The 15,538-nt window shown below is 33.5% G+C and carries 17 protein-coding genes and 1 tRNA gene; 8 read left to right on the top strand and 10 right to left on the bottom strand.

The window, feature by feature from the left end; translation table 11 throughout:
* Positions 1-9: 9 nt before the first annotated feature.
* Entirely contained in the window at positions 10-2,391 is a 2,382-nt protein-coding gene (locus C5F49_RS08200) for a thrombospondin type 3 repeat-containing protein (RefSeq protein WP_179363643.1), read from the bottom strand.
* 195 nt (positions 2,392-2,586) lie between these two features.
* Between C5F49_RS08200 and twy1 the strand changes: the two genes are divergently transcribed.
* Positions 2,587-3,618 (top strand): 4-demethylwyosine synthase TYW1, encoded by a 1,032-nt coding sequence (gene twy1 / locus C5F49_RS08205; protein WP_179362493.1) that lies wholly within the window; start codon positions 2,587-2,589, stop codon positions 3,616-3,618.
* Here the strand turns inward: twy1 and rdgB are convergent.
* Positions 3,596-4,144 carry an RdgB/HAM1 family non-canonical purine NTP pyrophosphatase gene (rdgB, locus tag C5F49_RS08210; protein WP_179362494.1) on the bottom strand — a complete coding sequence of 183 codons (549 nt, stop codon included), beginning with the start codon at positions 4,142-4,144 and terminating at the stop codon, positions 3,596-3,598. The two genes, twy1 and rdgB, sit on opposite strands and share 23 nt — an antisense overlap.
* Positions 4,128-4,748, bottom strand: a complete 621-nt coding sequence (locus C5F49_RS08215) for a KEOPS complex kinase/ATPase Bud32 (RefSeq protein ID WP_179362495.1) — start codon at positions 4,746-4,748, stop codon at positions 4,128-4,130. The genes rdgB and C5F49_RS08215 overlap by 17 nt, the downstream gene beginning before the upstream one ends.
* Before the next feature lie 37 nt (positions 4,749-4,785).
* Between C5F49_RS08215 and C5F49_RS08220 the strand changes: the two genes are divergently transcribed.
* On the top strand, positions 4,786-5,109 hold the full coding sequence (locus C5F49_RS08220) for a hypothetical protein (RefSeq protein ID WP_179362496.1): 324 nt from the start codon (positions 4,786-4,788) through the stop codon (positions 5,107-5,109).
* Here the strand turns inward: C5F49_RS08220 and kae1 are convergent.
* Both kae1 and C5F49_RS08230 read right to left on the bottom strand, forming a co-directional pair.
* A complete protein-coding gene (kae1, locus tag C5F49_RS08225; protein WP_179363644.1) occupies positions 5,106-6,089 on the bottom strand; it encodes a KEOPS complex N(6)-L-threonylcarbamoyladenine synthase Kae1 in 984 nt (327 codons plus the stop codon). The genes C5F49_RS08220 and kae1 overlap by 4 nt on opposite strands.
* Position 6,090: 1 nt before the next feature.
* Positions 6,091-7,278, bottom strand: coding sequence for a redox-regulated ATPase YchF (locus C5F49_RS08230; RefSeq protein ID WP_179362497.1), 1,188 nt, complete (start codon positions 7,276-7,278; stop codon positions 6,091-6,093).
* A gap of 73 nt (positions 7,279-7,351) precedes the next feature.
* On the opposite strand from C5F49_RS08230, the gene C5F49_RS08235 reads away from it, so the two are divergent.
* Positions 7,352-7,900 carry an adenylate kinase family protein gene (locus tag C5F49_RS08235; protein WP_179362498.1) on the top strand — a complete coding sequence of 183 codons (549 nt, stop codon included), beginning with the start codon at positions 7,352-7,354 and terminating at the stop codon, positions 7,898-7,900.
* Between the two features lie 31 nt (positions 7,901-7,931).
* The gene (gene tgtA / locus C5F49_RS08240; protein ID WP_179362499.1) at positions 7,932-9,443 is read left to right on the top strand and encodes a tRNA guanosine(15) transglycosylase TgtA; all 1,512 of its coding nucleotides are present in this window, start codon (positions 7,932-7,934) and stop codon (positions 9,441-9,443) included.
* Between the two features lie 38 nt (positions 9,444-9,481).
* Here the strand turns inward: tgtA and C5F49_RS08245 are convergent, their stop codons facing one another.
* The gene (locus tag C5F49_RS08245; RefSeq protein ID WP_007403030.1) at positions 9,482-9,784 is read right to left on the bottom strand and encodes an ATP-binding protein; all 303 of its coding nucleotides are present in this window, start codon (positions 9,782-9,784) and stop codon (positions 9,482-9,484) included.
* Positions 9,785-9,925: 141 nt separating this feature from the next.
* Entirely contained in the window at positions 9,926-10,138 is a 213-nt protein-coding gene (locus C5F49_RS08250) for a hypothetical protein (RefSeq protein WP_179362500.1), read from the bottom strand.
* A 113-nt stretch (positions 10,139-10,251) separates the two neighbouring features.
* Between C5F49_RS08250 and C5F49_RS08255 the strand changes: the two genes are divergently transcribed.
* The 4 genes from C5F49_RS08255 to C5F49_RS08270 all read left to right on the top strand — a co-directional run bounded on the left by C5F49_RS08255 (position 10,252) and on the right by C5F49_RS08270 (position 12,859).
* Positions 10,252-11,517: an MBL fold metallo-hydrolase gene (locus C5F49_RS08255; RefSeq protein ID WP_179362501.1), complete on the top strand. Its 1,266-nt coding sequence runs from the start codon at positions 10,252-10,254 to the stop codon at positions 11,515-11,517.
* A gap of 1 nt (position 11,518) precedes the next feature.
* Positions 11,519-12,361, top strand: coding sequence for a DNA-3-methyladenine glycosylase 2 (locus C5F49_RS08260; protein WP_179362502.1), 843 nt, complete (start codon positions 11,519-11,521; stop codon positions 12,359-12,361).
* 33 nt (positions 12,362-12,394) lie between these two features.
* A tRNA-Arg gene (locus C5F49_RS08265) sits at positions 12,395-12,469 on the top strand.
* A 39-nt stretch (positions 12,470-12,508) separates the two neighbouring features.
* Positions 12,509-12,859, top strand: coding sequence for a hypothetical protein (locus tag C5F49_RS08270; RefSeq protein ID WP_179362503.1), 351 nt, complete (start codon positions 12,509-12,511; stop codon positions 12,857-12,859).
* On the opposite strand, the gene C5F49_RS08275 is transcribed toward C5F49_RS08270, so the two are convergent.
* From C5F49_RS08275 to C5F49_RS08285, 3 genes are read right to left on the bottom strand one after another with little or no spacing between them, the layout of a single operon-like run.
* Positions 12,856-13,320: a cupredoxin domain-containing protein gene (locus C5F49_RS08275; protein ID WP_179362504.1), complete on the bottom strand. Its 465-nt coding sequence runs from the start codon at positions 13,318-13,320 to the stop codon at positions 12,856-12,858. The two genes, C5F49_RS08270 and C5F49_RS08275, sit on opposite strands and share 4 nt — an antisense overlap.
* The gene (locus C5F49_RS08280) at positions 13,317-14,912 is read right to left on the bottom strand and encodes a cytochrome b (protein WP_179362505.1); all 1,596 of its coding nucleotides are present in this window, start codon (positions 14,910-14,912) and stop codon (positions 13,317-13,319) included. The genes C5F49_RS08275 and C5F49_RS08280 overlap by 4 nt, the downstream gene beginning before the upstream one ends.
* The gene (locus tag C5F49_RS08285) at positions 14,896-15,501 is read right to left on the bottom strand and encodes a Rieske (2Fe-2S) protein (RefSeq protein ID WP_179362506.1); all 606 of its coding nucleotides are present in this window, start codon (positions 15,499-15,501) and stop codon (positions 14,896-14,898) included. The genes C5F49_RS08280 and C5F49_RS08285 overlap by 17 nt, the downstream gene beginning before the upstream one ends.
* Positions 15,502-15,538 lie beyond the last annotated feature (37 nt).

Below are 15,538 nucleotides of genomic sequence, written 5' to 3' on the forward strand. Positions count from 1 at the left end.
TAGATACTCCTATGGGTCTGGACATCCATCAGTATCTCTATCATTGTCATAATCTTCAGGTTCTAGAGGACACATATCATTCTCGTTGATAATTCCATCTAAATCAGCATCATGTTTGTATCTTGATTGTTCAGGTGCAATATCTGGGCAACCGTCATCGTCTTGGTATTTATTCCAAGTTTCTTTGTCAGTTGGACACAAGTCAATTGAATCAAGGATTCTATCTCCATCGGTATCAATTTTTGAATCCCAAATTGGAATGGCATCTGGACAACCGTCATAGTCAACATATCTGTTCCAAACTTCATTTTGTTGTGGGCACATATCCATTACATCTGGAACACCATCACCGTCTGAATCTGGCTGAGTATCATCTACATCAGGACAACCGTCTTCATCTTGGAAACCATTATAGTTTTCAGCAACCAAAGGACATTTGTCTTTAATATCATTAATTCCATCGTTATCAGAATCTACTACAAATGATTTAGACACAGTGTCAGGACAACCGTCATCGTCTTGGAATTTATTGTAAGTTTCTTTTGCAGTTGGGCATGCATCAATTCCATCTGGAACACCATCCATGTCCCTATCATTCTTTAAAATATAATCATCTGGGCAACCGTCTCTATCAAGAATTCCATTGTAAGTTTCTGGTTGGTTTGGACAATGATCATTGTAATCATTTATTCCATCATTATCAGAATCAGGAGTGCCTTTGTTATCTCCCACATAATCAGGACAACCGTCTAAATCTTGGAATTTATTGTAAGTTTCTGGAACCAAAGGACATTGATCAGATTTATCAGGAATTCCATCATAATCAGAATCTAATGAAGTGATGAAATCAGGGTAATCCGGACAACCGTCTTCATCTTGGAAACCATTGTATCTTTCTCTAACAAGAGGACATTGATCTACAGAATCTAAAATTCCATCACGGTCAGAATCAGATTCTATTGGATCGTCAGGACAACCGTCATGGTCTTGATAACGATTCCAAGTTTCTGCTGTTGAAGGACATTGATCTAGTACATCTCTAATACCATCACCGTCTGAATCCAACACAGAAATATCAGGACAACCATCTTGGTCTTGATAACCATTTACAGTTTCTGGTTCTAGGGGACATTTATCATTAATATCAGTAATTCCATCACCGTCATAATCTAATCCTAATAATCCACCTTTACCATCTGGACAACCGTCTTCATCTTGGAATTTATTGTAAGTTTCTTTTGCAGTTGGACATGCATCTAAATTATCTGGAACTCCATCCATATCTCTATCAGATGAAGAGTCATTGTCGGGACAACCGTCTCTATCAAAAATACCATTGAACGTTTCTGGTTGGTTTGGACATAAATCAGAGTAATCATTGATTCCATCACCGTCTGAATCTGGAATTCCTTTATCAGATGTTACAAAGTCTGGACAACCGTCTTCATCTTTGAACTGGTTGTAAGTCTCTTTTACATTTGGACATTGATCAATACTATTTGGAATTCCATCACCGTCTGAATCATTGTCACTTGTATAAGGAGGCATATCAGGACAACCGTCTTCATCTTGATAACCATTGTATCGTTCTGGTTCTAATGGACATGCATCATTAGCATCCATAATTCTATCACCATCAGCATCATTTAGTGTACCATCAAATGCTGGAATACTATCAGGACAACCGTCATAATCTGCAAATCTATTGAAAGTTTCAGGATGATCAGGACAAATATCAAATTTATCTGCAATTCCATCACCATCTCTATCAGTAAATGAAGTATCTAGTGCAACATCAGGACAACCGTCTGTATCTCTATAACCATTATACACTTCTGGTTCGTTAATACACAAATCAATTTTATCTTGAATACCATCATTGTCAGTATCAATGAAAGAAGAATCTTTTAGAGTATCAGGACAACCGTCTTCATCTTGGAATCTGTTATAATTTTCAGGACTTAATGGACATTGATCAGCAAAGTCTAAAACTCCATCTCTATCTCTATCACCAGAACCATAACTATCTGGACAACCGTCTCTATCTAAAATACCATTGAAAGTTTCTGGTTGATTTGGACACAAGTCAACCAAGTCAATAAAACCATCACCATCTGAATCTGGTGCACCACCAGATCCTGTACCAGGAAGTGTATCAGGACAACCGTCTTCATCTTGGAATTTATTGTACTTTTCTTTAAGATTTGGACATTGATCAATGTGATCTTCTATTCCATCATAATCTTCATCATACCATGGTACGAAATTTGATGGACAACCATCTATTGTACCCTCATAATCTTCTCGTAAATTAGGACATAAATCAACAGAATTGGAAACACCATCATTATCAAAGTCATCAACTGCTGCAAAAGCAGGGTTGATCGGCATACTAGTTAATGTGGTTACAAGTAACAATAGGAAAGATATCGAGTGTATTTTATTCAAAGCCTAAAAATACGTCGAGGATCCAGTTATTAAACCTCACTCTAGAATCGGCTAAAAATATCAATAGTTTTGAGAAAAATTTCCATGTTGGACAAAAATCTCGATCAATTTAAGTAAACCAGAACACGATCTGAACTAATGAGTTGCTCTGGAGAAACTGTCGAAGAGGATGATGAGCAATTACTTCAGATCAGACCTGTAATTACTGCGCAATTAAAAAAAGCAAAATATGGTGTAGCAGATCATTCAACTGTAGGACTTTGTCATTGGACAAAAAAATCATTCAAGCATGAAGGTAGTTGTTACAAACACAAGTTTTATGGAATTTCAACTCATAGATGTATGGAATTTTCCCCTGCTGGCATGTATTGTGAAAATAGATGTGTGTATTGTTGGAGACCAATGGAATTTTATGATTCTATGCAAATGAAGCCAGAGCAAGTTGCAGAGCCAGAACAGATTTTAACAAAATTGATGGGCGAACGAAAAAAATTGATCAATGGGTTTTACGGTGATTCAAGAAATGACAAACAAAGATTAGATGAATCTTTATTGCCTGCACATTATGCTATCTCACTTTCTGGAGAGCCTACAATGTATCCTAAACTTCCAGAATTAATTAAATATCTAAAAACATTTGAAGCAACAAAATCAATTTTTCTTGTAACTAATGGGCAAGAACCAGACATGATTCAAAAATTACAAGATGAAGATGCATTACCAACACAATTGTATCTGTCAACCAATGCTGCAGACTATGAATCTTTTATGAAAATAAACAAACCAAGATATGATGATTCATGGGAAAGATGGAATAGAACACTTGACATGTTAAAAGATTTGAAAACAAGAACAGTGTTAAGAATTACCTTAATCAGGGATCATAATGATCAAAAAGAATCAATTCCAGCATTTGCAGAAATGTTTAGAAAAGCAAGTCCGCACTTTATCGAAATAAAATCATACATGCATATCGGGCGCTCAACAAATAGATTAGAATATACAAATATGTTAGAAATGGAAGAAGTGAAGAGTTTTAGTGAAGAAATTGCAAATCAAAGTAAAATATTTTCAATAATGGATGAAAGTATTGTTTCAAGAATATCAATATTACAAAATAACGAACGATTTATTGATCGTTTTATTCCTACTTATGCAAATACCATTTAGAGAATTTTTTTAGTGCCTTGTATCTGTGTGATAATTCATTTTTATTATTTAATTCTGCAAATGTTTTCTTGAAATTATTTGGAATAAATATTGGATCAAAACCCCAACCCTTACCTTTTTGAATTTTAGATATTTTTCCATCTAGTTTACCTACAAACGATTGCAAAATTGTTTTATCACAATAAGCAATAATTGAAACAAATTTTGCTTTTCGATTATTTTTTAATAAATTTAAAATTCCTTTATTCCCAATTGTTTTGAAAACATATGAAGAGTATGGACCTGGAAATCCATCAATTGAGTCTATGAATAACCCATCATCTTCAATAATAACGGGTTTTTTAAATTTAGAAAATGCATCTCTAGCTTTTGCCATTGCAATAGTTTCAAGAGAACTTGATTGGATTTCTTCTAAATTAGATTTTAAATATCCAATATCAATTCCTAGAGAATCTAAAATAATCTTAGATTCCTGATATTTGTGATTATTAGAAGATACAAAAAATAGATCAAACGACTTGTGCATATCTTCCACGACTTTCTATTTCTGATACCAATTTAGTTATTTTAGAATAATAGGCATGACCAACGACGGATTTGTATCCATTTAGAAAATTTTTCCAGGAAAGTAACATAATTTTGGCATGAGCACTGTTAAGAATTTCTTTAATTAATCTCAAATCAACAGCATGATCTTCTGGTTTTATTGAAGTTTGAGATAATCCAAAATCAATTACATATACAGTATTTTTACTTAAAATAAAATTTGAAGTTGTTAAATCACCATGCATTACACCGTTCTTATGTAAAGTACCTACTAATTTCCCAATGTCTTTTGATAATTCTATAATTTTTGATTCAGGCAAGTCATGTACTGGTGTCCCTGGAATTTCTTGCATGGTAATTGATGTTTTATCTAAATTTACAAAGTAAACAAGAGGTGTAGGTATTCCAAATGATTTTACTAGAGAGAGCATTTGAGATTCTTTGATAGTTCTTTGTTTACGAATTTTTGAATCAAGAGAAGAATTTCTATAAGTTTTAATTTTTCTAATTTTTAATATCACCTTTGAATTTTGCCATTTAGTTTGATACAAATCTGCTTCAGCACCTTTTTTGAGTAATTTCATTAACATTATATCCAGAGGGATTCAATAAAAATTAATCATGGATGAAGGAGAAAAACGAATCAAACAAGAAGACTGCAGTGAAGATAATCTAGGTGCAGGAATACTAACATTAACAAACAAAAGATTAGCATTTGATAAAACTAATGCAAGAATAATGGACTTTTCTAAACATTTTGGAGATACAGTTTTAGATATTTCGTTAGATAAAGTAACAAAAACATGGAAAGAAGGGTTATTGATGAAAAAAGTATGTTTTACAGCAAAAACAGATGACGGTGAGCAAACTTACAAGTTCGGAGTATTTAATACAAAAAGTTGGATGAAAGCTATTGAACAAACCATTAGTGAAAACAAAAACTAGTAATCAATTTTAACAGAATCTAATCTCCAAGATTGTGTAACAAACGTATCTTTTAATTCTACACCAGATTTTATTTGAGATTCTAATAAACCAGTCCAACAAATTTGACTTCCACAATCTCCAGCATATTGTAATGGAACAACAAAAAATTTACAACCATGTCTTTTACAAACATCCTTTAGCATTTCAGATAATCGTTTGTTAGCAGCAACTCCTCCAACAATCATTAGTTCTTTTTTTCTTGTAAAGGATAGAGCGCGTTCTACTGCCTCACTTATCATAGCAAATGCAGTTTCTTGAAGTGAATAACACGCATCTATCTTACTTTTTGTTGCAACAGATTTTGTTGCAGATAATAATCCAGAAAATGACACATCATTACCTTTTACAGAGTAAGGTAATGTAACATAGTTTGAAGATGTAGACGCTAACTCTTCAATATTTTTTCCACAGGGAGATGCAAATCCAATTGAACGTCCAAATTGATCTAACAATTGGCCTAAAGTAATATCCAATGTTTCTCCAAATACTCTCCACTGTTTATTTAGAAATGCCAAAAGCATGGTATGTCCTCCAGATACTAAAAGTACTAGGGGGTTAGTTGATCCAGTTAGTAATTTTCCTAATTCAATATGTCCAATTGCATGATTCACAGGATATATTGGAATTTTGTAGTATGAAGAAAGAGATCTAGCAACTATAGCACCCACACGTAAACATGGGCCTAATCCTGGTCCTGCAGCATATGAAACAATATCTAAATCTTTGACGGTTACATTTGCTTCTTGAAGACAATCAGATAGTACTTGTGAACTATTCTCAATATGATGGCGTGATGCCTCTCTAGGGTGAATTCCTTCTCCCTCTTCAGGTCGATAAATTTTTCTGATATCTGAAAGAATTTTTCCTTTTTTTCCACGTTTTTCAATTATTGCACAAGAAAATGTATGAGCAGTACTTTCTATTCCCAATCCTAGCATATCAACCACGACTTAATGTAGAAACAATTTTGATTACATCACCATTTTTGAGTTTTTGATCTCCACTAATCCTTTGTTTTGTTTTACAATCTATTGCATGTAAAAATCCCTTTGCAATATCTGCATGAATTAATCCTGCCAAATCTTTAGCAGTAGAATCTTGTGGAACTAATTTTGTATCAGGTAAAATTACTCCGTCTTTGTTAGTAAGTTTAGTTTCATCTTCTACAGGATATACAACGATATATTTTAGAGAATCAAAAACAGCAGTATTTAGAATTTTTTGAATTCCTGTTGAATTTATTTTTGAAAAAACAGATTTTACTAAATCAAGTGCTTTTTGTTGGGGTAAAGGAATTTCTTTTCCTTCAACAGGAGTAAATCCTTCATCTCCAGAAGAATAATTTACAATTCCAGCTTTTGATGCTTTTCGTAAAAGCAATTCAGTTTCCGCACTACATGGAATTACATTATCAGTAATTTTCTTAATTATGTCTAAGTCTTGACAAAGATCTGCCTTGTTTGCTGCAATAATCATAGGCTTTGTACTCCTTCTTAATTCTTTAACAAAAGTTTCAATGTCATCATCTACCCATTCTTTTGGATTTTTAGCCATAAACCCTAATTTTTGAAGAATTTCTTGAACTTGAAAATCTTTAATTCCCAATCCAGAAAATCTTTTTGCAATACCATCAGTTAGTTTTGCACGTTTTTGATCTATTTCTCTAGTAATTTTATCCCATTCTCTTTTTAAAATATCTGCAAACCATTGATCAAATTCATCTTGTACAAAGACAACATCTTCTAATGGATCATGAGTTCCAACAGGAACTGGTTGTCCTTGAATATCTGTTGTTCCCGCAATATCCACAACATGGATTAAAACTTCGGCTTGTCGTGCATCATCAAGGAATTGATTCCCTAACCCTTTACCTTCATGAGCTCCAGGTACTAATCCTGCAACATCAATTAGTCTAACAGGAATAAAACGCGTACCATTTACACATAATTCATTTTCATGTTTTATTTCAAAGTGTTTGCAAGCACAATCTGCTTTAACATATGCTACTCCAACATTAGGTTCAATTGTCGTAAAAGGAAAATTTCCTGTTGCAACAGGTGTTTCAGTTGCAGCTGAGAAGAATGTGGATTTACCAACATTTGCTTTTCCTAGTAAACCAATTTGCAATACTGTCGAAAATCTAATTCTACTTATTAGTATTGCAGAAATCGTTTAATCTGGTTAATCATGATTTCATATCATGTCAATAGTAATTACAGGTAATCCAGGTGTAGGAAAGCACACAATTACACAACTAATTGCAGAGAAAATGAAATTATCAATAATTGATATTAATAAAATAGCAAAAGATTCTGGACTATTTGAAAAAAATGGGGATATAAATGATGTAGATGTTGAAGTACTTGAAAAAATTCTTGAATCAAAAACTTTTGAAAATAATATTATCGTAGGGCATTTGGCACCATATGTTTTGGAAAAAAACCAAGTAAAAATAATGATAGTATTACGAAGGAGTCCCTATGATTTGATTCCAGTTTACGAAGAGAGAAAATATGATGATGATAAAATCAAAGATAATGTAGGTAGTGAAATTTTAGGAATTATAACAAATGATGCAATGAGTAAATTTCAAGAAAAAACATTTCAGATTAACGTTAGTGAGAAAACAGTTCCAGAAGTATTTGAAAAAATTATGAATATGATTATGGATAAAAAAGGAAATGAAGTGGTAGATTGGCTAGAAATAGTAAGAAAAAATAATGATTTAGGAAAATTTTTTGCTGATTGATTAAATAACGCCTTTGGATTGGTGTAATTACTTGTTTGAAATCTCTAAAACTGATTTAGCTGGAAGAATTGGGACCTTGTATACCAATCATGGGAAAATTGAGACCCCAGCTTTTGTACCAGTTATTCATCCAGTCAAACAAACAATCCCATCTAAAAAAATTAAAGAGATTGGTTTTGATTTAGTAATTACCAATGCCTACATTACAAGAAACAGTTATGGAGATGAAGCAGTTGAAAAAGGAATTCACAAAATAATTAATTTTGATGGTGGAATAATGACAGATTCTGGAGGTTATCAAGTTCTTGAATACGGAGATGTTGATGTATTGCCACCAGATATGGCAAACTTTGAAAGAGGTATCTTAACTGATTTTGCAATTCCACTTGATAAACCAACAGGATATGGAATGCCAATTAAAAAAGCAGAAGCCTACGTAAAACATACTCTAGATGTTTGTAAACAAACTCTAAAGGATAGTGAAGATAATGGTCAAATTTGGATAGGTCCAATTCAAGGAGGAGAACATTTTGATCTTGTTGGAAAATCTACAAAAAGTTTAGTCAATATGGGATTTCAAATGCTTGCATTAGGAAGCCCAGTTGAATTTATGGAGTCCTATGAATATAGATTATTAGCACAGATGATAGTGGCTGCAAAAAAACAGATGCCACATTCAATTCCTTTACACCTATTTGGTGCAGGACATCCTCTTACCATACCATTTGCAATAGCTTTAGGATGTGATACTTTTGATTCAGCATCATACATGCTTTATGCAAAACAACTCAGATACATCACAGATGATGGGACACGATATTTATCCGATATTTCCACATTTCCATGTAATTGTGAAATATGTTCAAAATATACACCAGATGAATTTCGTCAATTAGAAGCCACTGAAAAGATCAATCAATTAGCAGTTCATAATTTGTATGCAATTAAACTAGAAGTTGACAAGGTAAAACAAGCAATCTATGAGGGAAGATTATGGGAATATGTAATTAAAAAAGCAAGAGCTCATCCAAAATTATTTGAAATGATCGAGGTTATGACTGAAAATTATGAATTTTTAGGTTTAGGAACTCCCAAATTCAAAGAAAAAGCAATTTTCTTATTCAGTAAAGAGGATCAATATAGACCAGAAGTTCAATCATTCCATAAAATAGTTAGAAAATTCAAATCAAAGAAAAAGAAATTGATCATAACTAAAGAATCAAGTTCAAAACCAGGATATCTTTCACATGAATATGCTGGACTAAAAAAGAAAATTAAAGATTTTGAATCATTTCAAATTTGCCAATACAATCCTCTTTTAGGATTAATACCAATCGAGATTTCTGATATTTTTCCAGCAGCACATCATGAAACTTCTAGAATAGATTTTGAACCAAATGAATTTCCTGTATTTGAAAAAACATGGAACGAATTCTTTGCATACAATAAATTTTCTGAAATTCATTTTGATAAAGAAGATAAATTTCTAAAATATTTTGTAAAGAGTTTGCCAAAAGAGATCAAGAAAAAATCTCAAGGGTAATTAAAAATAAGAAAAAAGAATGTGCTAAAAGAAGCTGCTTATAGAGCGGCGTCTTCTGCCCAACCTTTAATGAAGATACCGTTTTTGTGAAGAGGTACTGGTTGTCCAGCTGTGTAATTCATTGGTCTCATCCAAAAGATTGATTTTGTTGGACATACACCTATGCATGCACCATCAGAAATACATCTTTCTGGGTAGAAAACAAATGCTTTACCTCTCTTCCAGCCTTCAACAGGTTTGACTCTAAGGACATCAGGACCAAGAGTTGTACAGATTTCTACACATAGTGCACATCCGATACATCTTTGTTCATCAATGTCTGGAAGTATTGCTATTGGCATTACAATGATTAGATTGCTTGGTACCTATTTAAACCATGATCAAAATTCATAACCCTGTTATGAAAATGATCGACCCAAAATGTATGCGCAGAATCTAGATTAAGGAATTTAAAAAACAAAAAGACAACGTGTTGTGCACGTTTATTTTCTCATTGCATCTATTTGACCAGAGGTTACCCAGTCAAGTAGTTCTGCTGAAGAAGGATTAAGGTCTGCTTTCTTATTCATAAGATTGTTTACCCAAATCCAGTTGAGTTGATTTAAGAGTGGTTTGTTTGCTTCATCACCAGCACGTGTCTTTGAGACAACGGCTTGGTCTTGCTGTGCTAACCAATCTGCGAAACTTCTTCCCATGAGGATCGGATCTTAGCTTACACTAATTAAAGCTTTTGTAGATTCCACGACAGGCGTTATGATCGGATCGCTGCTAAGAAGGTTTTAAGGTAGATAAAAAGTCATTTTAATTCTTGGATGTTAAAGTTTTAGGTGCTGCAAACGAAGTGGGCCGATCAGGATTTTTGGTTAATTGCAATGGTACAAAATTACTGCTTGATTATGGGGTAATGTTTGGAAGAAGAGGTTCACCTCCACAATATCCGCTTCATGTAAAACCAAAGGATTTGGATGCCATCATTATCACACATGCACATTTAGATCATTCAGGAAACGTTCCATCTCTATTTGTGAGTGGGAATACTGACGTATACGCCACACCTCCAACATTTGACCTCTCAAAATTATTGATTAATGATATGTTAAAAATTGAAAAAAATGCACATCCATTTGATTTACCTGAATTAAATAACATGATGAAAAATGCAAAGGAAATTGGATTCAAACAAAAAGTAACCAAAGGAAATGCAACTTTTGAATTCAGAGAATCAGGGCATGTGATTGGTGGAAGTACTGTACTGGTAGAATCTGAGAAAAAACGTCTTTTCTACACAGGGGATATCAAAACAAACGGTTCTCGAATGCTTAGAGAGATGGATATGGATATTGGAGAAATTGATATGCTGATTACTGAGAGTACTTATGCAAAAACACAACAAAAATCAAGAAAAGAGTCAGAAACTGAATTAATAGAATTTGCAAATGAAGTAATGGATAGAAAAGGGATTTTGTTTATTCCGTCATTTTCAGTAGAGCGTTCTCAAGAAATAGCATGTATTTTGAGAAGTTCAAATTTTAAACATAAAATCATCATGGATGGGATGGCACTAAAAGTTAATGAAATAATGTTCAAACATCCAGAATATCTAAGAGATCCCAAAATATTTTCTGAAGCAATCAAAAGTGCAACTGCAATAAGAGAACATTCAGAAAGAAAACGTGCAATGGGAGAACCTTGTGTTGTAATATCTCCAGCTGGTATGTTAGTTGGAGGGAATGCTGTTTATTATTTGCAACAATTATCTTTTGATAGTAAAAACGGAATAGCCCTTGTATCGTATCAAGGGGAAGGTACACCAGGTAAAAAATTACTAGATACAGGAATGGTTTCAACCAGAGGTAAAGATCTACATGTTAAAGCAGAAGTTAAACAATTTCAATTTTCAGGACATGCAGACAGAAAAGAGTTGTTTGATATGATAAAAAAAATAAAAGGAAACCCAAAGGTATGGACAGTGCACGGAGATTCAGAATCATGTGAAATGTTTGCTCAAGAAATTCATGAAAAATTTGGTTTTGAAACACATGCACCTGCAGTTAATGACGAAATAACTGTTTGAGATGCAAAATAATTGCACAATAAATGTCGAAAATTCAATTAATAGCGGTCAAGTATTTCTTTGGAGAAAAAACAATGATATCTGGTATGGGGTTAATGGACAAGATATTTTAAAAATTTCAAAAGTAGGGAAAATTAAATCATATCAAAATATAAAAACAGATTTTTTCCGAAAAAGAGATGATATTGAAAAAATAATTAAATCAATTTCTAAAGATAGCGTTACCAAAAAAGCTGTAAAACAATATTTGGGATTGAGAATTCTAGAACAAGATCCATTTCAATGTCTAATTTCTTTTATTGTATCATCAAACTCTAACATCCAAAAAATTAAGAATAGTTTAGAAAAAATATCAAAAAAATTTGGAGAAAAGGTTGAATTTGAAAATCAAGAGTTTTTTTTATTTCCAAAACCAGAAATTATTGCTAAAGCATCAATAAATGAAATTAAAAGTTGTGGAGTTGGTTATCGTGCCAAATTTATCAAAGAGGCTGCAAATATGATGGCTTTAAAAAAAATAAATTTTGAATACTTGAAGAAATGTAATTATCAAGATGCAAAGGAAGAGATTTGTAAAATTCCAGGTGTAGGAAACAAAGTTGCAGATTGTATTTTATTATTTTCATTAAACAAATTGGAATCTTTCCCATTAGATAGATGGATGATCAGAATATTAGAAAAATATTATTCAGATAAATTCCAATTAGAAACAAAATCAATAACTGAAAAACAATATGAAATTCTTCATGAAAAAATTGTAAATCATTTTGGACCATATGCAGGATATGCACAACAATTTCTTTTCAAAATGGAAAGAGAAAATTACCAAAAGAAGTGGCTGTAAACCCTTAAAATGGTAATTAATTTCTAGGTTTTTGGGCCTATGGCGCAGCATGGATAGCGTGTTGGACTTCTAATCCAAAAGTCAAGGGATCGAAGCCCTTTGGGCCCACTTAACAAAATTATTATGCCAATTTAAAAAGAAAGTTTTGTGAAAGATTTAGAATTCAAGTTAAATTCAACAGATATTCATCCAGATTCTGAAATTAAAGGAACAATTTTAGTTTCATATCCAGGACGGTATGATGGAGTGGTAGTTAATACCACAATTTTAGACTCAAACGAACATATCATTTACAAATCATATAATGAAAAAAAAATATCACAAAATGTTTCAAGACTATTCATCAACAAAGATGTAATGCCTGAAGACAAGGCAGAATTTACTGCAATAATTAATTTTGAACCAACTCAAGAACATGAAGTAAAATTTAGAGTATCAATTATTGAACAACACAAAGAAATTGAAAGTCAAATAATTTTTGCAAAATATTCAGTCTAAAATCTGCTCTTTTCAACCACAATTGAACCGGTCATCCATGGATGAGGTTGGCAATGATAGTGTACCTCTTGTGGTTCAGTAAACAAAAAGTCGTACGTATCTCCCGGTTTTAAAACACCTGTTGAACCAAAGTCTCCAGAATAAGCATCTGCATGACGATGATCAGGAGTAACGGTGTGAGCAGTATCATCATTATTCATCCACCTTACGTTATTTGTAAATTCTAAAAGTACCGTTGGATCATTTGGAACATAATTCTCATTACCCTCAATAACTGCACCTGGAACAATTTCAATAATGAAAAACTCTTCTGCCGGATGTAAGATATGATCAGATACAGATGGCTTTGCCAATGATTCTGGGAGATAAAACGATGTGTAAAATACAACAGATGCAGACATGGCAATAATTAATGCAATCATTCCAATTCCATATGCATGACTTGATGTGGGACTACTCATAATTTTTTCACTCCATCAACATCGTTAGAACCAACCTTTGAATTGTTATTTGCACCAACTCCCATATCGGCTTGAGTTTTTGGTACTGGTACTTCAGGGGCCAATTCTTTTGCATTAGGTTTTGCATCAGATGTTGTTTCACCTTCTGGAAGTTTACTTTGCTCTGCAAGTACTTCAGGTTCTGCAAGTTTTGGTTTCTCCTCAACTACAGGTATAGGTGCAGGTGGAGGTGCATTCTTTTGTTGACTCATTGCATATCTATACACATGGAAGAATGCTGCAAATACTAACAAAATAAGTCCAACAAAGAACAGTGAGATGTTCTTCATGCCTGTCAAAGATGCATTGTATGCTGCAATGTTTAGGAATACTTGGAATGCCAATAGTGCAATTAGTAACCAGTTAATCCATTTTTCAGATAAATTAATTGTGGCAACTTTTTGCGGGCCATTACTTTTAGCAAGTTTTGATTTTCTTTCTGCTTCATTTGCTAGTTTAATCATCATGTAAGTGAATCCAAATGATAATGGAACCAACAATATCATTGTTGAATAGAAGAATATCGGATCAATTACTAAACGCTCTACTAATGGAATTGAGATGTCAGGTGAAATATAGAAGCCCCAATATGTTGTAACCATGATTTGAGCAAGGCTGGTAATACCAAATGCAGTAATTAGTGGTCTATCCCTCCATGAGAATTTCTTGTATCTGTCGATAAATGGAATCAAAACGAACGATATGATGAATAATAACGGCCACAGTAAACCTGTAACAAACTTGTCATATTGTGTCCTCATGAACGCATAGATTCCTGTTAGATACCATTCAGGGACTGTAACACCGGGCGGCACGGTGGGTTCAAACTTGAATCCCAAATCAATTGGGAAAACACCACCAGTAATCAAAATAGCACCACCAATAGCCATTACCATAGGAACATCAAATACCAAGAATCTTGGGAAGTGAACTGCCATTAATCCAAGCATAACGATAGGTAGCAAGAATACATGCTGTGCATAGAATCTTAATACAAAGTCTGAGAAACCACTACCCAGCGCCGCATCACGAATTGTAGGTCCTACAACAGGGATAGATGTTGTTAACGACGCCGCAATACTAATTGCAAGTTCTGCTCTTTCACTGAAAATTACATCATATCCAGTAAACGCTTCAAGAATAGTAACAGTTCCTAAAATAACACCGGTCATCCATAAAACTTCATTTCTAATTTTATATCTTCCACTAAAGTATTGGTAATACATGTGAAGAACTGCAAGAAGTACCATAGCATTAGAACCATGATAGTGAATGTTTCTAATGTGAAAACCAAATGGAACATCATCATTAATGAATTGAACACTGTCCCAAGCTCTATCTAAAATCGGTTGATAGTAAAACATCAGTAAAGCACCCGATACTCCAAGAATAATGAAAACAATGAATGTGAGCATTCCCAAAAAGCCAAACGGACTTACAAATCTTGCAGGGAATGAAAATTTAATTGCTGTAAAGATAGTTCTGTCTACTCCATCCCAAAGCCAATAAAGGAATGCTACGACCCCAGTTCTTCTCTCAAGCGAAACGGCCATATCCAATTACTCCATTTTCATTTGCGTTAAACTTTGGTGGCATGATAAATACAAAGCCATCTGAATCAATATCTAAAGTTAATTTAGGTAATGTATTTGATGGTGCGGCTTGCACTGATGCAGGACCAACAAATGCAGTTCCAGTCATTGGGTCATACATACTACCGTGACAAGGACATTCACCCCTCTTTCTTCCTTCATCAGGCCAATATTTCCATAAACACCAAAGATGTAAACAGATCATACTATAAGCTCGTAATGAACTAGGATCTTTTTTATCTCCACCTAGTTCTTTTGGTAATCTAATGAATTGCCATTTACGAAATGCTTCTGCATCAAGTGCTGCATCACCAGTTGCAGGATATGTAATTACTTCGGCATGATTAATTGGATAAGTATTGATATTTGCTTGAGTGCCATCAGGCAGAATTACTGGGACTCTTTCAAGAGAGGCCTGATTTGGATTTGGCATGAAATTACCAAATGGGACAAATGGAGCAAAAGCCAATCCTGTGCCTGCTGCTCCTATTAATTTTAGAAAGTCTCTTCGGGATAATCCGCCAGACTTTTTTGTCCCCAGTTCTGACATTCAGCTCTCGTACTCGACAAATTGCTTATAAACCTTA

The sequence above is a fragment of the Nitrosopumilus oxyclinae genome (assembly GCF_013407165.1).
Lineage (GTDB): Archaea > Thermoproteota > Nitrososphaeria > Nitrososphaerales > Nitrosopumilaceae > Nitrosopumilus > Nitrosopumilus oxyclinae.

Bases quoted from the DNA above. Each gene is read 5' to 3' on its own strand.
- kae1 (WP_179363644.1), bottom strand. From the start codon at position 6,089: ATGCTAGGATTGGGAATAGAAAGTACTGCTCATACATTTTCTTGTGCA.
- C5F49_RS08245 (WP_007403030.1), bottom strand. From the start codon at position 9,784: ATGCCAATAGCAATACTTCCAGACATTGATGAACAAAGATGTATCGGA.
- C5F49_RS08285 (WP_179362506.1), bottom strand. From the start codon at position 15,501: ATGTCAGAACTGGGGACAAAAAAGTCTGGCGGATTATCCCGAAGAGAC.
- C5F49_RS08275 (WP_179362504.1), bottom strand. From the start codon at position 13,320: ATGAGTAGTCCCACATCAAGTCATGCATATGGAATTGGAATGATTGCA.
- C5F49_RS08250 (WP_179362500.1), bottom strand. From the start codon at position 10,138: ATGGGAAGAAGTTTCGCAGATTGGTTAGCACAGCAAGACCAAGCCGTT.
- C5F49_RS08220 (WP_179362496.1), top strand. From the start codon at position 4,786: ATGGATGAAGGAGAAAAACGAATCAAACAAGAAGACTGCAGTGAAGAT.
- C5F49_RS08280 (WP_179362505.1), bottom strand. From the start codon at position 14,912: ATGGCCGTTTCGCTTGAGAGAAGAACTGGGGTCGTAGCATTCCTTTAT.
- C5F49_RS08215 (WP_179362495.1), bottom strand. From the start codon at position 4,748: ATGAAATTACTCAAAAAAGGTGCTGAAGCAGATTTGTATCAAACTAAA.
- C5F49_RS08200 (WP_179363643.1), bottom strand. From the start codon at position 2,391: ATGCCGATCAACCCTGCTTTTGCAGCAGTTGATGACTTTGATAATGAT.
- C5F49_RS08235 (WP_179362498.1), top strand. From the start codon at position 7,352: ATGTCAATAGTAATTACAGGTAATCCAGGTGTAGGAAAGCACACAATT.
- C5F49_RS08260 (WP_179362502.1), top strand. From the start codon at position 11,519: ATGCAAAATAATTGCACAATAAATGTCGAAAATTCAATTAATAGCGGT.
- rdgB (WP_179362494.1), bottom strand. From the start codon at position 4,144: ATGCACAAGTCGTTTGATCTATTTTTTGTATCTTCTAATAATCACAAA.
- twy1 (WP_179362493.1), top strand. From the start codon at position 2,587: ATGAGTTGCTCTGGAGAAACTGTCGAAGAGGATGATGAGCAATTACTT.